Annotated in this window: 17 protein-coding genes and 1 riboswitch; of the genes, 1 reads left to right on the forward strand and 16 read right to left on the reverse strand. The window is 38.9% G+C overall.

Going from position 1 to position 15,647, the window contains the following annotated elements:
• Positions 1-24 precede the first annotated feature (24 nt).
• Both LJD61_RS02360 and LJD61_RS02365 read right to left on the reverse strand, forming a co-directional pair.
• The gene (locus LJD61_RS02360) at positions 25-1,407 is read right to left on the reverse strand and encodes a VanW family protein (RefSeq protein WP_255225872.1); all 1,383 of its coding nucleotides are present in this window, start codon (positions 1,405-1,407) and stop codon (positions 25-27) included.
• A gap of 67 nt (positions 1,408-1,474) precedes the next feature.
• Positions 1,475-3,214, reverse strand: a complete 1,740-nt coding sequence (locus LJD61_RS02365; protein ID WP_255225873.1) for a cell division FtsA domain-containing protein — start codon at positions 3,212-3,214, stop codon at positions 1,475-1,477.
• 220 nt (positions 3,215-3,434) lie between these two features.
• Between LJD61_RS02365 and LJD61_RS02370 the strand changes: the two genes are divergently transcribed.
• On the forward strand, positions 3,435-3,608 hold the full coding sequence (locus tag LJD61_RS02370) for a hypothetical protein (protein ID WP_255225874.1): 174 nt from the start codon (positions 3,435-3,437) through the stop codon (positions 3,606-3,608).
• A gap of 28 nt (positions 3,609-3,636) precedes the next feature.
• On the opposite strand, the gene LJD61_RS02375 is transcribed toward LJD61_RS02370, so the two are convergent.
• The 14 genes from LJD61_RS02375 to LJD61_RS02440 form a co-directional block, all read right to left on the reverse strand.
• The gene (locus LJD61_RS02375) at positions 3,637-4,563 is read right to left on the reverse strand and encodes a GNAT family N-acetyltransferase (protein WP_255226020.1); all 927 of its coding nucleotides are present in this window, start codon (positions 4,561-4,563) and stop codon (positions 3,637-3,639) included.
• Between the two features lie 69 nt (positions 4,564-4,632).
• Entirely contained in the window at positions 4,633-5,820 is a 1,188-nt protein-coding gene (locus tag LJD61_RS02380) for a glycine C-acetyltransferase (protein ID WP_255225875.1), read from the reverse strand.
• A gap of 133 nt (positions 5,821-5,953) precedes the next feature.
• Positions 5,954-6,706: a fumarylacetoacetate hydrolase family protein gene (locus LJD61_RS02385; RefSeq protein WP_255225876.1), complete on the reverse strand. Its 753-nt coding sequence runs from the start codon at positions 6,704-6,706 to the stop codon at positions 5,954-5,956.
• A 12-nt stretch (positions 6,707-6,718) separates the two neighbouring features.
• Positions 6,719-7,489 (reverse strand): phosphorylase family protein, encoded by a 771-nt coding sequence (locus LJD61_RS02390; RefSeq protein ID WP_255225877.1) that lies wholly within the window; start codon positions 7,487-7,489, stop codon positions 6,719-6,721.
• A gap of 271 nt (positions 7,490-7,760) precedes the next feature.
• Positions 7,761-8,999 (reverse strand): MFS transporter, encoded by a 1,239-nt coding sequence (locus LJD61_RS02395; RefSeq protein ID WP_255225878.1) that lies wholly within the window; start codon positions 8,997-8,999, stop codon positions 7,761-7,763.
• A 21-nt stretch (positions 9,000-9,020) separates the two neighbouring features.
• Entirely contained in the window at positions 9,021-9,554 is a 534-nt protein-coding gene (locus tag LJD61_RS02400) for a helix-turn-helix domain-containing protein (protein WP_255225879.1), read from the reverse strand.
• Between the two features lie 128 nt (positions 9,555-9,682).
• A complete protein-coding gene (locus LJD61_RS02405) occupies positions 9,683-9,970 on the reverse strand; it encodes a TlpA family protein disulfide reductase (RefSeq protein ID WP_255225880.1) in 288 nt (95 codons plus the stop codon).
• Positions 9,971-9,997: 27 nt separating this feature from the next.
• Positions 9,998-10,315 (reverse strand): LptM family lipoprotein, encoded by a 318-nt coding sequence (locus LJD61_RS02410; RefSeq protein ID WP_255225881.1) that lies wholly within the window; start codon positions 10,313-10,315, stop codon positions 9,998-10,000.
• On the reverse strand, positions 10,269-11,156 hold the full coding sequence (locus tag LJD61_RS02415) for a 4Fe-4S binding protein (RefSeq protein WP_255225882.1): 888 nt from the start codon (positions 11,154-11,156) through the stop codon (positions 10,269-10,271). Before LJD61_RS02415 ends, LJD61_RS02410 begins: the two co-directional genes overlap by 47 nt.
• Positions 11,149-11,283 (reverse strand): CD1871A family CXXC motif-containing protein, encoded by a 135-nt coding sequence (locus LJD61_RS02420; protein ID WP_333783045.1) that lies wholly within the window; start codon positions 11,281-11,283, stop codon positions 11,149-11,151. Before LJD61_RS02420 ends, LJD61_RS02415 begins: the two co-directional genes overlap by 8 nt.
• Before the next feature lie 375 nt (positions 11,284-11,658).
• A complete protein-coding gene (thiT, locus tag LJD61_RS02425; RefSeq protein ID WP_255225883.1) occupies positions 11,659-12,297 on the reverse strand; it encodes an energy-coupled thiamine transporter ThiT in 639 nt (212 codons plus the stop codon).
• Between the two features lie 83 nt (positions 12,298-12,380).
• Positions 12,381-12,481: riboswitch (TPP riboswitch) on the reverse strand.
• 45 nt (positions 12,482-12,526) lie between these two features.
• Complete coding sequence (locus LJD61_RS02430; RefSeq protein ID WP_255225884.1) at positions 12,527-13,546, reverse strand: ABC transporter permease; 1,020 nt, start codon at positions 13,544-13,546, stop codon at positions 12,527-12,529.
• Positions 13,537-14,832: an efflux RND transporter periplasmic adaptor subunit gene (locus LJD61_RS02435; RefSeq protein WP_255225885.1), complete on the reverse strand. Its 1,296-nt coding sequence runs from the start codon at positions 14,830-14,832 to the stop codon at positions 13,537-13,539. The genes LJD61_RS02430 and LJD61_RS02435 overlap by 10 nt, the downstream gene beginning before the upstream one ends.
• Positions 14,822-15,646 (reverse strand): carbohydrate ABC transporter permease, encoded by an 825-nt coding sequence (locus tag LJD61_RS02440; protein WP_255225886.1) that lies wholly within the window; start codon positions 15,644-15,646, stop codon positions 14,822-14,824. The genes LJD61_RS02435 and LJD61_RS02440 overlap by 11 nt, the downstream gene beginning before the upstream one ends.
• Between the last annotated feature and the right edge of the window lies 1 nt (position 15,647).

The raw sequence follows: 15,647 nt of genomic DNA on the forward strand, positions 1-15,647 counted from the left end.
CTATACTCCAATGCAATTATATTATCAGTTTATACCGATTTCATCTTGTGTTCTGATCTCTTCAATAATTTCAACAGGCTTGGTCCCGACACGAGTCACACCGTCAGATACTCTGTAGGTATCTGTAAACAGAGGCTCTACCAAAATCTCTTTGCCGTTTTCCACAAGTACCCTGTAGCTCCTGACCACATAGCCGGGTTTTGCTTTCTTTTCAACAACTTTTTTACCGACAGGCAATGAGTTATCCTCTATTATTTTTATTTTTGGTTCAATCTTTTTTAATACTTCAGTTTTTATCTTTATTTGTTTCCCCTGATTCTCGTTTTTCCCATATACGCTGAATTTGACCTGATTGCCTTTTACTTCACCATATATATATATAGGGTATTTAGAGTTATTCATAAATTTCAAATCGATATAGTCTCCGGATATGGTTGCATCTCTTCCCATGCTGACATAATCGGAAGGCAGAGAATGATTCTTCCTCTCGACTATTTTTAGGTTAGACAGCAGCGCAGCATTATACAAGGTTGAGGATACCTGACATATGCCTCCTCCTATACCGTCTACATATTCATTGTTAATAATAACCTTAGCGGTTCTGTATCCATACTTTGCAAGCCTGGGGCCTATGGTTTTGTTTAGTGAAAAAGTTTCTCCGGGATGGACTAATACATCCGTAACGCTTTTTGTTGCTATCTTGATATTGCTGGATCTTGATTGATTGCCTGCATTGAAGCTCGTAGCATATTCTCCTAATTTATCGGTAATATTGGCCAGTTCAGAGCTTTTTATGTCTGCATCGATAACCTCCACCGGCAGTTCTATCGCTGCAATGCTTCTCTCAACGACACCGGCCTCTATCATTTTCACTGCTTTTTCTTGGTTTAGTTTAGCGCCCGGCTTTTCCTCCGTTATCTGAAATTTACCTGAAATTAACCTGATAGTCGCATCTTTTGCCTCCTTATCTATTTCTTTTGAGATATCCTTGATGAGCTTTGCTATGCTATCTCTATTATAGCTGAATCCTATCCCTATTTCCTTCTTGTTCAGCCTTACATATATGGAATCTACATATCTTCTGAAAATATTGCCTTCCCTTGCTATTTTGTATGCCTCTTCAACAGCCTTTCCATAATCATAGCTGTAGCTTATATCTTTGTAATTCATCTGCCATAACCCTTCTCCATGTTTTAAAGGTATATAGGTCTCATTAAGGTTATTATCAAAGGCATTGCTAAGCTGAAGCATGGCCTCTCCCCTGGTCATCCTTCCCACATCAAATCCATCTATAGACACATTTGGAGCAATTTTATCTCCTGATAGAAATAGAACCGCAGAGCCAAATATCAGAATAATTGCCATCAAAATCAATAGTACAGCAATTGTTTTAAAACTTATGTTCAACTCACAGCACCCCTTATTAACAGTTTCTGCACTATATATATTCTATTTTAGTTCAAAAAATTATTCTTTATTTGACTTTCATTTCTATTCTATCCCCATCTTTAATCTTATCATCCAGAAAAGCATTTTTATCATTTATAAAAATGTGAAAAGAATCTTTAGGGATCCTTAGCTCTTCAAGTATCTCCCTAACTGTTTCCGTGTATTTGAATCTGACAACATCCCCATCCTTCATTTCATGGCTGTCATCAATGATTTCTCCGTTCACCATTGCTCTGACTTTTAGCTCATACTCCTGACCATTGATGCTTACAGCCTTCCGGGGAGTATTTTTTATGATTTCCTTCATTTGTATTCTGGCAGCCTTTCCTCCTACAGCTCCCTGCACCTTTATTATATCTCCATTAAATACTTCGGCATTTATATTGCTCGGCATATCATTAACAAATATTGCAGAAGGCTCCCCCAACTGACCTTTCAGCACTACTTTTTCCCCGTTTAATTCATAGTGCAGATCTTTGCCTCTCGGCCCGATGAGAAGTCTCGGATTGAACCCGATGAATATGAGGACATCAGCTACAGTAATTCCATTTGTATTAAGGAGCTTTACAGGCTTATCATTGACTACAACATGAATAAAATCACTTTTTTTAACGCTGCGGGCGGATACTCCTATGCCTATGGGAGTAATAAACTCCGGACCTGAAATCCTTCTGCCGTCAAAAATTACATCTTTTATTATATCTGTTTTTCTTACTCCGACTCTGTCCTTAGGCAATTCTAGATTCAAAGCTATATAATCTGCCAGCAAAGGAATGCAGCTGCCTCCCCCTATAAGAAAAACAGCGCTGGGGGATTTGCCGTTATATTCCATTATTTTTTGACTTATTTCCAGAGCTAGATCTTTTACGGCTGTTTCCGCGATTTTCATCACTTCGTCCGCACTCACTTGATGCTTGACACCCATAATATCTTTAAATTTAATCGCAGACTTTTTGGATAGGCTCAATTTTACTTTTTCTGAAGTATCAAAATCTAACAGATAAGCTTCTGCAATTTTCTCAGTGATTTCATCGCCTGCAGTAGGAACCATGGCAAAAGCAAATATGGTTCCGTTTTTGGTGAGGGCAATATCCGATGTACCTGCGCCTACATCTACCAAAGCTATATTTAAAAGCTTAAAATTATCCTGTATGGCAACATTCATTGCAGCAATAGGCTCCAAAGTCATATTATGTATAGATAAGCCTGACAGTCTGATCACCGTTTGAAGGCTGTCTATTACAGTCCTTGGCAAAAAAGTAGCAATCACTTCAACGCCTATGCTGCTGCCGCGATGGCCATCAAGCTTTCCTATTATTGTGCCATTCAAAAAATAATTTGTGACTGCGTAGCCGACGCAATAATACTCTGAATTCTCACCGGCGTTCATGCTCATCATTTCTTTTTGTGCTTTTTGAATGGCTTCTATTTCAAGGCTGGCTATAATATCCTTATCAATATATGTAAGGGGATCCATGTCCCTGGAAACTTCTATCTTGCACGTTTTGAGACTTCTTCCTGCTGCAGCAATGGATACCTTGTCCAATTTAATATTTAGTCTCTTTTCAAGCTTTTCTTTCACATTTGTTACCGTTTCTTTTACCAGGTTAATATCATGTATCTGGCCATCATACATCGCTCTTTTTTTATGCTCTTCAACTTCGAAGTCTATTATTTCGAAGACTTCCCCGCGAAAAGCTCCAACTATGCCCACTACGGTTCTGGTGCCAATATCCAGAGAAAAATAAAATTCTTCCTTGCCCATACTATCACCCTAATCCATATCAAAATTTATTTTTTAACAAAAAGATGTAGTTTAACTATAATTCTATAAAAAAAGCTATAATCCTCCTATTTCCGACTAATACTCGATCAGTATCTTGCTGAGCAAAAAAATTCTACAATTTTCATGTTTTATTTGTATAAAAAAAACGCAAGCTAAATATTGAACACATCAGATTTAAATCTGAAAGGAAGTGACTTATATGTTGCAAAGAAGGCGCACTATGATGAGAATGGGAACCATGGGTGCTATAGGCGGATTAATACTTTTGCCTGTTTTTAGCGGCAAAGTAAGAAAAAAGATAAGTAGAACCGGCAGAAATGCTTTCTTCAGAATTAATGACATGATACAAGATATGATGGACATGAGACGATAAAAATTCAGGCCCTGTCAGGGCCTGATCTTTATCTTATCCATTTCTGCTGCTCGCTTACAAATTCACTTTTCAATGCCCCCATTATGATCTCGTCATAAAAGCTTCCGTCAATAAAAGCAGATTTTCTGGTTCTCCCCTCATATCTGAAGCCGCATTTTAAATAGCATTTGGAAGCTCTTTCATTATACTCATAGAGCTTTAAAGAGACTCTGAAAATATCCATCTCATAAAAGGCAAAGCTAAGCAAGGTTTTTATGGCATCCTCTCCATAGCCTTTGCTCCAGTAATCTCTATCGCCGATCCTTATTCCAAGCTTGCAGCTTTGATCCAGTTCACTGAAATCATAAAGCTGGATTGTGCCGATGGGCTTACCTCCATCTATCGCCTCTATAATAAGGTTCATAGGATCATATCCAAAGCCTTTGGACAAGTTCAGCCTCAGTTGATTGGTGCTGAGCTTTCCCTCAGTCCAGCCGGCAAGCTTATTGAGCTCTATGTCATTATACCAACTATGAAGATAAAATAGATCTTTTTCGCTGCCTTGCCGCAAAATTACTTTTTTGCCTTTTAAATAATCCCCTTTGTTATGATGTTTATTTATATAGACTGAGGATAATAGGCTTGGAATAAATTTGAACAATTTATATGGCTTTGATAAATATAAATCTTTGTTATCCAATACATCGTCAAAAACATTTTTTTGGACCTTAAAGCCTATGTTTACTTTTTCGTCCAATCCATCTTTTATTATATTTCCCTCGTTGCTCGCATATATGGTATATTGGCCCAATACAACATCTTCATCCATAAGTGATAACCCGAAGTTGCCTGAGCCGTAAAACAGCACATTTGCAACCAAAAGCTTTAAAATCGGATAACGCTTAAAAAAGACCTTGTACAACTGAGAAATATCATCGGCAAAAATTTTTACATTGCCTGACAGCAAGGCGCTCATCACATACCCGCTCCCCTAAATACAATAAATACAGCATCATTATATCATATATTTAACTTTTTTTACATTCTATTTGATCAATTTAAGCTCTTTCCCAACCTTTTCAAAAGCCCTTATAGTTTCATCCAAATCCGCTTTGGTATGAGCTGCCGTAACTATTGTCCTCACTCTGGCTCCGCCTCTCGGAACCGTAGGGAATACAATGCTCTGGGCAAATACGCCTTCTTCAAAGAGCTTTTTGCTCAACTCTATAGCAAGCTTATCATCTCCGGCAATCACAGGAGTTATTGGGGTTTCGCTATTTCCTGTATTAAAGCCCAAATCCTTTAAGCCTTTCTTCAGATACCTTGCATTTTCCCACAATCTATCTGTAAGCTCTGTACTCTCAGATAATATATTTATGGCTTCAAGGCAAGCAGCAGCCACAGACGGTGGAGCAGCCGTGCTGAACAGGAAAGGTCTTCCTCTATGATTCAACCATTCTATCAAATTTTTTCTGCCCGCAACATATCCGCCTACAACACCGATGGCCTTTGATAAGGTACCTATCTGTATGTCAACCCTTCCATGAAGACCAAAATGGTCAGCTGATCCTCTGCCGCTTTTGCCCAATACTCCGCTGGCATGAGCATCATCTACATATGTAAGGCAACCGTACTTTTCTGCCAGGTCTACAATTTCGGGCAGCTTTGCAACATCTCCGTCCATGCTGAATACGCCGTCTGTTATGATCAGCTTTGTATTGTAGTTATCCTTAACCTCGTTTATGACTCTCTCCAGATCCTCCATGTCGCTGTGCTTATACCTCACTACATCAGCACGGCTCAATCTGCATCCGTCTATAATGCTGGCATGGTTAAGCTCATCGCTTATTATTATATCTCCCTTATCAACTACCGCAGGGATTACTCCTGCATTGGCAGTGAATCCGGATTGGAAAACCAGTACAGCCTCAACATGCTTAAATTCAGCCAGCTTTGCCTCCAGCTCTTCATGTATACTCATGTTGCCTATTATTGTTCTCACTGCTCCGGCTCCAACTCCCCATTTTTCCAGGGCTTCCATAGCAGCCTTTTTTAATCTGGGGTGATTGGCAAGGCCTAAATAATTGTTTGAAGAAAGATTGATCACTTCTTTGCCGTTTATTACACTTCTTGCTCCCGAAGGACCTTCCAAAACAGCGAGCTTTCTGTATACGCCTTGTTCTTTTAATTCATTCAGCCTTTGTGTTATAAAATCCAAGTCATGAATACTCATTTTTCTACCTCCTTAACCATATGTTATCAGCAATAAAAATCAAGCTTGAATATGCCTCCATTATATCATTTACAAAAATTTAAAAAAATATAGTTTGAAAGAATTTTATACTTTTTTATAAGTTTGTACGTTACTAGCGTACATAATTCTTTAATATTCCCACATCCTGGATCTTTACTTGCACTATATCTCCTGCATTTAGAGGACCTATGCCGGAAGGAGTTCCTGTAGCGATCACATCTCCGGGATTGAGAAGCATTACATTGCTGATAAAGCTCACCATTTCACCCACGCTGAATATAAAATCAGAGGTATTGGATTTCTGTTTTGTTTCCCCGTTCAATATGAGCTCCAGGGATAAGTTGTCATAATCCAAATCTGTAGCAATGCAAGGCCCAAAGGGAGCAAAAGTATCGAAGGATTTAGCTCTGGTCCACTGGCCGTCCCTCTGCTGCAAATCTCTGGCAGTCACATCATTGAGGCAGGTCGCACCCAATATGTAGTCGACCGCTTCCTCAGGCTTGATGTTTTTTGCCTGGCGTCCCATCACTAAAGCTAATTCAGCTTCATAATCAACTCTTTGAGACATTTCAGGCCTTATTATCTCTCCCCTATGCGCCAATATCGATGTAGACGGTTTTATAAATATAACAGGCTCCTTGGGTAAATCAAGCTTCATCTCCTGCGCATGGGATTTGTAGTTAAGTCCTACGCAGACTATTTTTGAAGGCATGCAAGGGGTAAGAAAATCGATCTCCGTAATATCATAGAAGCTGTCAGTAATTTCATAATCTTCGAATATATCGCCTTGAATTACTTTAACCTTCTCGCCTTCCAGTAAGCCGTAGCTTATAAAATCATCTTTTTTAAATCTTATAAATTTCAAATTTACTCCTCCTTATATGCTTGCTGCTTCTAATAAGATTTCGGGAAGCGCATATGCAGTATTTTTATAGCATTTCTCATCCTCTTCTTCTGTTCCTTCAAAAAGGCTCCTGCGCTTCAGAGGAAGATCGCTTATCGTAATAAGAGCCGCTGCGTTGCGTTTTATAGCTTTAGCCGCAGTAAAAACTGAGGATACCTCCATCTCAACTGCATCACAGCCTTTTTGAATCATATAGCCAAAGCTTTTTTTGTTCTCTCCCAATATGGAATCAGTGGTGAATATTTTCCCCTGATGCACAGCGACTCCCAAAGAGTGTGCAATCGGCACCGATTGCTGAAATAACACCTGGGCTAGCCCTTCACTGCCTGATATTATCTGGCCGAAGCGGTCCTTTTCAATATCCTGGGAATGATATCTTGAAAAGCCTTCTCCTATAACAGCGCTGCTGCATATCAGAATATCTCCGAAATTCAGCTTATTGTTTATAGCACCTGCAGAGCCTGAGAAAAATATGTTCTCACAGCCGGAATAGCCTAAGGCTATCACGCAATCACCGGTCATTGGAGCGCCAATGCCGCTTTGAATCACAGTGACGGGCTTTCCGTGATAAGACAGGGTTACGCCTTTATACCAGCCCTTAAATTCTTTTATTATGGTATCCGCTTTTCCCATAAAACCTGATAAAGGCCATACAGGGCTTATTATAACATTCCTAGATATATCGCCTATAGAACATCCAAAATGTTTTTCTATCATTATCTCATTTTTTACATCTTCATACATAAACACCCCTCCATAAATGATTATAACAAAGACTTCTATTTAAAACATTATTAAAATTAATGTAATTTTTGTTGAAATCCATTAGGTCAAGTTAACGCTAAGGTATATTTACACTTTCCTATGGATTATAACAAAAAAAGAGACGCAATTGCATCTCACGATAACTAAAATCCATTATAAATATAATTAAATATAAACGGGGATGAAAAAATATATCTTAAGATACTATAATTAAGCTAAAAAGCATAAATTCATCTTCTATGTGCCTGCATTAATGCTGTCTAAATTGTTTTATAAATATAGGAGGTATTGAAATAAGAATTATTAATACTCCTACGAACTTAAAGGTTGTAAGTATATTGATACCGGAAGCCAATATACCTGATACTGCATAACCTAGCGGAAGCCCTAATAAACACAAAGTAGAAGTAGTAGCCATCACTCTACCCATTTTATCCACTGGAGTGGATTCCTGCATCAAAGTCATCGAGCCTGCACTTATTATAGGAATAAACACACCTGTGACCCCTGCTGCAGCGCAAGCTAACCCTATATAGCTTATAAAGCCGAAGGACATCATACCTATACCTAACCCCAAAAAACCTGCTATTATCAAAGTACTCCTCTTAAATCTATCGCCTATTTGCCCTATAACCAGGGAGCCTGCAATCATTCCTACAGTAAATGACATAAGTACTAAGCTCATGCCTTTTTCTCCCGCCGTTAATATTTTATCTGAGTACTCAGGCAAAAGTACATTAAAAGGAGCCAATACCAGATTGACCAAGCAGGCCATTGTTAAAGATACCAACAATATTATATTACTCTTTATAACGGTTACCCCTTCAACAAATTCGAAGTAGAATTGCTTCATGTTCAAAGGTTCATTTTTATTGCTTATGATATCTATCTTTGCAATAATTGCAGTAAATGATGACAAGAAGAAGGTGGCGGAATCTATCAATATCGCCGCTCCGATGCCTATATAGCCCATGACCACAGCGGCAACTGCCGTACCGGCGATTTCAGCCGCTGAAGAAGATGCCTGGCGCAGTGAATTAGCAGGAAGATAGTGTTTTTTATCCACTAAGACCTGCATGACTGATGCTCTCGCAGGGCTTGCGAAAACCTCACAAAAGGAATTTATAAAGGTAAGCACATATAAATGCCAAAGACTAATCATACCGGAGATATAAAGAAATGCCATAAGTGCTGTAGTAATACCTCTAAGTAAATCGGTGATAATCATTACCTTCTTCTTATCCATCCTGTCGACCAGTACCCCGGCCGGCATGCCGAATAAAACTGCAGGTGCTGCATTAACTGCCATAACTGTGCCCATCATTAATGTAGAACCAGTCATCTTATATACCATCCATAGAAAAGCTATGCTGTCTATAGCATCACCAAATCTGGAAATAGTATTTCCGGCCCAGATCTTTAAAAAATCCTTATATTGAAGCAGCGCTCTATAACCCCTTTTTTCTGTCTCAACACCACTTAATTCCATAATACATAACCTCCACAATTACTAATTATGCTTTTTAAACACCCCTATTATATGAGTATAAGCTTTTGTATCTTCCCGCTTATCGCTTTTCTCCATCAATTGTTTTAACTTTTCACCTAAATCTTCAAACTCTTCATCAGTCAAGTGAATAATTCCGTAATTGAAGATTTCCTTATCGCCATCCTTCTTTTTACTCATATAATTTCTATAATCCTCTGATGCATTTTTTAACATAGTATCTCTTAGACTTCCAATATGTTCTTTCCACACCTCCTCCTTCGTAATTATCTTTTCTACCCTGAAGCTTTCTGCAGTAGGATAATAATATTTTTCAACGATGCCTGCCTTCTCTTTCTTATCCACAATCTCTAATACACCGATCCGCTCCAATTCCTTTACATGATAATGCACCTTTGACGGGATTTCTCCAAGCATATCTGCGAGCTGCTTGACCGTCATAGGAGCTTCATCCAATGCAAAAAGGATCTTCATTCTGAAAGGGTCGGTAAAAACCTTTATTTCCTCCAAATCGGAAAGTATTTTTTCTTTTTTCATAAAAGCCTCCAAAAATGTTTAATGATATATTAATATTTATCATTAAAATTTATTTTATTGTAAAATTTAATTATATTATATATTTTCATATGATTTTGTCAAGAGAAAATTTAAAAGACTTGTAAATATTACAAGTCTTTTAATGCATCTTCTATAAGTTTTGAGAATTCATCCGTTGACCGGGCTCCTGCTATCATTTCGCCAATCATCTCCCCCTTGCTGTTTACAATCAATGTAGTGGGGACATACATTATCTGATCCAGAAAGCCGTCTATAAGGCTGTCTGTTGTGATGATGTTCGTATATTTGCCGCCTTTTTGATCTAATATCTTTTTTCCGGCTTCAAGTTCATTGTCTGCGAGTATAGCTAGGATCTTGACATCTTTGTCCGAGTATTTATCTTCTATTTCCTGCAACGCAGGAATTTCTGTTATGCAAGAGGGTCAGGTAGTAGTCCAGATATTCACAACTGTAAGCTTATTATCTGCAAAGAATTTATTTGTGACCTCATTGCCTTCAAAGTCCTCAGAAGTAAAGTCAGGAATCCTGAATGCTCCTTCCTGTTCTTTAGGGCTTTCAGCCGGGGCTTCCTCCTCTTTTGTGCCGGCATTTGCTTGCTGATCCGGATTTGGAGCCTCTTCTTCAGGTTTTGCAGGCTCCTGGGTTTCCTGCTTCGGCTCTTCCACCGGTGCTTTATTACCGCAAGCCGAGATGCTAACGGCGATTATCAGCACCGCAGCTAATATCCAAAGTCTTCTCACGTTCTCTCCTCCTCTTATCTAAGTTAAATCCTGATTTTATGGCTTTCGTTGGGCATTTTCCAATACATTTTCCGCATCTTACACATTCCGGGCTGTTGGCATTTTCATAAATTTTAATATCTACAGGACAATTTTTATTGCATATATCACATTTTATACATTTGCTTGCATCAACATTCATCTTATAAAAGCTTACACTGTTAAACAATGAATATATGGCTCCCAATGGACATACCACCCTGCAAAAAGGCCTTGATATCAATATGGATAAAATGATGGTAACCCCGAGAAGAGCAAGCTTCCAATAATACATAATGCCTATGGCTCCTCGCAAAGCCACATTTTTTATAGTCAAAGGTATGCCCGCCTCCAATGTTCCTGCCGGACAAACATATTTGCAAAAATAGGGAAGTCCAATGCCTACTTCATTAGTAAAAAGTGCCGGCAACAGCAAAACGAATACTATTAGGAAAAAATACTTTAAGGAATTCAGCAGTTTAGGCAGCTTTAGCTTCTTAGCAGGTATTTTGTACAGAAGCTCCTGAAAAAATCCAAAGGGACACAGCCAGCCGCAGACAAACCTTCCGCCTATCGTACCGATAAGCATGAGAAAGCCTATGACATACAGGGATACCTGGTGCTTGAGCCCGGCAGCCACAGACTGGAGCGAACCTATGGGGCAAGAGGTATATGCTCCGGGGCAAGAGTAGCAATTCAGCCCGGGGAAACAGACTGACTTCAGCTTTCCCCTATATATTGTTCCTTTTGCATAGCCCTCAAAATAGCCATTTCCTAAAATGGCGGAAGCTATCTGTACGACCCTTCTTTTAACGTTAGCCAATTCCTATGCACTCCAAACAGATATTTATAGCTTTTTTGAGCACTTCAGCCGCTTCTCCCCTATAAATACCTGCGGCAATTAAAGCAAAGGACGCCAGCAATAATAAATATTTTGATTTATCTTTCACAGTACTAAGCCCCCAAACTGATATACATTTCGTACATTATTTCATGCACCGCATGTCATTGCTATGAAAGCCCAGCTTTGTTGTCATCCTGAGGGCTCTGCCCGAAGGATCTAATTTAAGATTCTTCAGTCGCTTTGCTCCTTCAGAATGACAGGAAATGTTTTCGTTTATCGTAGTGTGGGTACCACATATTAATTCTGAACGCCAGCGAAGAATCTTAGGTATTTCTCATAGGTCCAAGATCCTTCGGGTAAAACCCTCAGGATGACAATAAAAACCTCTCGAATGATATACTTACTTATATGTTTCCATTATATCAAACTTATTCGGAATACCAAAGAATTTTAGGGATAAAAAAAGAGAGCCCGAGGCTCTCTAGGATAGTGCATTTTTCTTGAGTTTTTCTATAGCGGCTTTGAATTGCGGTATCAATGCTATTGCGAGGCAGATTGCTGTCTCTGTCCCCATCAGCGGAAAGTTTACGGTAAATGAATACCATATGGGATTCATGCCTTCCGGTGCAAAGGAACCGAAAAAGACAAATCCCGAGATGAAATGAGCCATAAATCTGCTAAAGCCTCCGATGATCACGCTTGCAGGGAGCCATCTCCTGTTCAGCCCTGCCAATCCCATTACGCCAAAGGCTATTGGATAATCCAAAAGCACCTGAGTCCAGTGCATTATATAAGGGCCTTGAATAAACTGCAAAAAGCCATAAGCTATACCGGCAATCAAACCTGCCCTGGGTCCAAAAATGAAAGCGAATATAAATATGGGCAGCATACTGCCCGGAGTGATTGACCCGCCCTGTGGCCAGTGATACAGCTTTATATAGGATAATACAAAGGACATAGCTATACAAAGGCCGCCATATACAAGAATTTTAGTATTGGTTTTTTTATTCTTTGATGAGTATGCCAAAAATAGTGAAAGCCCTACAAGAACCAGGAGTATAAGTATTGTGACTCCTTTAAGCTCTTTAAGCCCACTAAATATTTGAGTAAAATAATTCATAAAAATAACCTCCTTTTGATATGTCCTCGGAGGAGACGGTCAAAAATAAATAGCCGCAACAAGCGTTGCGGCTGCGTAAATCTACTTAACCGAAACCGCTTCCCTTCGTTAGGATTAACTACACAGGTTCTAAGGGTCAGTGGCATGAACCACGCTCTCAGCATAAGCTCCCCTAGCGGACATTATCATATTAAATTCAAATACAATATACTACTTATCGGCATGGGTGTCAAGGCTTCTGCATTTCCAGCAGCAAGAATCCTAATATAAAAATTAAATCCATCATGCATGCTTCAAAAAGAATACCGCTTACACCATTTTCAATATGCAGCACAAATTTATCATAATAGAACATCATCACTCTGATATAGCTGGAAGGCGAAAATAAATTTTCCGGCATCATAGCCGGCGGTACATATAAATCAGTGACTAATGCGTATATTCCAAGGCCAATAGCCAATATAAGCGGCAGCAATCCTATAATACGCAGCATATCTCTAACATGAGACATCAAAAAATCACGAAGCTCTGCTGTGTTCTTATTCTCCATGTATACATCCAAAAGATTTTTGATCAGCTTGACAAAATGCCTGAAAAATCTTATGCCAAAACAAGTTAAAACAAATATCCCTATAAGTATCAGCATATTCATATATTTATAGATGATTTCCTTGACGATAACAACATCATATATATCTAAGCCCAGAGCATTAAGCTGCCCTCGGATTTTATCAATCTCAAGATAAAATTGAGCATCATCATTGAGATTATACTTCATGACCTTTTTACCCCAGTTCAACTCCTCCAGGCCTGCGTCATAAGATATATAAATCTCATCGCTGTTTTTAATCACTCCCTTTATTTCATAGGATTTATCGTAAATGTCTATATATTTGCCTATTACATCTCCATTTTTGAAATATTTATCTGCTGCCCTGTCCCCTATAGCGGCTTCCCTTCTGCTGATATCGGATATAAAACCACCCTTATCCATTGATATTGCTTCAGTAAGAAAATCCAGACCTGTAGTCATAATAAGCTTATTGCCCTGATAAGGCATTATAAAATCAGCAACTGCAATGCCGCCCTTATTATAACTCCTTATTTTCTCAAAATTATCCTGCATAAGCATACCATTATAGTAGAATTCCACTATATTACGATTATATTGGTTTAGTAAATAAGCATAAGAAAAAAGAGCTAACAGAGCCATCATCGCTAAGATTACAGAAGCTTTCTTCATTGCCATAAGAACACCTTGGTTCCATCGCTTATTTTATATGATAAATTGGTTATGACCCTGGGATAATCAAAACCACCAAGTCCCGATACAATTGCTTTTGTATCTCCGACTGCCAATATTTTAACCTTTACTGCTTTTGATAAATTCTCCTTGCCCAGTATGCCATCCCTTTCTTCCAGTATATATACGGTTCCCGTTTGCCCCTCGATAAATCTTTCATCCGGAATAATAGCGGATTTTGGTATCGTGAGTCCTTTATCCGAATACATGGACTTTATCTTGCCCTTCATCTTTTGTCCTATTTTCAGCCCCTGATCCGTATCTCCTTCAAAAATTCCTCTCAGGCTTAGCATTTCTTGATTTACTATTTGGCTGATATCAGTGATCCTCAAGTTATATGCAGAACTGCTGTAATCGGATGTTAATTCAATTATCCCCGCAGTTTTGACGATGTCATAATCCTGCTCATTAACCTGTGCTGTGAATATTAAGCTCTTTTCATTATCAAGCTGTGCTATCTCGGCTATTATAGTGTCTTCCGGCAGTATTGCATCGGATAAATTGGTAAAGAGCATGATACCATTTACATCCGAATAACATATCCCTTCCTTATCCGCCTTAGAATAAAAAGCTTTCTTTTTCTCAATGGCGGCAATATTCCTCTCCAATTCTTCTATTCTAATCCTTGAATTGATAATATTATTTTCATTATCCTTCCTCTTCTCTCCTAACTCCAGCCTGGCCTTTTCTATGCCCAATCGTTGTTCCTTAATTCTATTTTTGATGCCATCCAATTCGACGGCCGCTATGGCGCCTGCTTCATAAAGCTTTTCCCTCTTTGCAAAATCATCTTCGCTTTCTTGCAGCCCTGCCTCCATAGCTGAAATATCCAGTTCTTCAAGCTTAAAGCTTTTCTGTTCGAGGCTTTGAAGTCTTAATTCTTCCCTTTTGAGCTCTAATTTAAGGCTGTCGGTATCGGGATCTGAATTTTTTATGCCGAAGCGTGTATTGATCTTAAATAGGGGATACCCGGCAAGTATTACGTCTCCGGGCTTTACATAATACTCTTCTACAATAATATTTCCTCCCAATCTTATCTTTACGCTGTCTCGAGCTTCCACTGTACCTTCTATATCAAGGTTTCTCTCGACAGGTGCGGCAACAGCCGCCGCAACTTTGACTTTAGGCAGGAATAAATTGATGATGGATTTCGAGAAAAAGCCCATAATAAATACCAGAGCAAAGAAACCGATAATAATTTTTTTTGCCAATTTCACAGCTTTATTTTTCATTCTTCAGACCTCCTATGGAAAGGCCCTGCCGCAGATATTTTTCTCCTTTAATCAAAATCAACAGTGCAGGGACAATATAAAGGACCGCCCCCGCATAGAATACACTATAATCATTGTAATAAATCGTCTCTAAAAACACTGATAGAGGTAACTTTTCGGGTGAACTCAGGAAGATGACTGCCTGCTCAAGCATATTCCAGCTATCTATGAATACCAATACGGCCAAGGCAAAAATTGCCGGCTTGATCATGGGGAAAACTATTTTGAATAAAATTCTTCCATATCCTGCGCCATCCATCCTGGCCGCTTCTATTATTTCGTCAGGTATTCCTCTTATAAACTGCCTCAAGAGATATACCTCAAAGGAAGAAAAAATGCCCGGCAGCAAAATTGCAAGATGGGTATCCAAAATAGTGATATGAAGAAGCCTTTCCGATGCATCAAATATGAGATAATTAGGAACCAGCGTAACCTGAAATGGCAAAAGCAAAGCCAAAACGTATATGACAAAGAGTACCCGGCTTCCTCTGAATTTCATCTTTGCAAGAGCAAAAGCCGCAAAAACGCCTACTCCAATCTGCCCGGCTATGATTATGCTTGTCAGCTTCAGTGAGTTTAAAAAAAATTTAAAATACTCACCCTTGTAAAGGGCAAGGGTATAATACTGCTGAAGATTAAACTGCTCCGGTATAAGCTCTATAGCGGTGGTATTTATCTGAGCCTGACTCATGAAGGAATTTAAAAAAGCGTGAGCAATAGGGAAAATATACAGCAAGGACGCTATTATCAATAACAAAAGCAAGACTCTCCTCATA

The sequence above is a fragment of the Lutispora saccharofermentans genome (genome assembly GCF_024363565.1).
GTDB lineage: Bacteria > Bacillota > Clostridia > Lutisporales > Lutisporaceae > Lutispora > Lutispora saccharofermentans.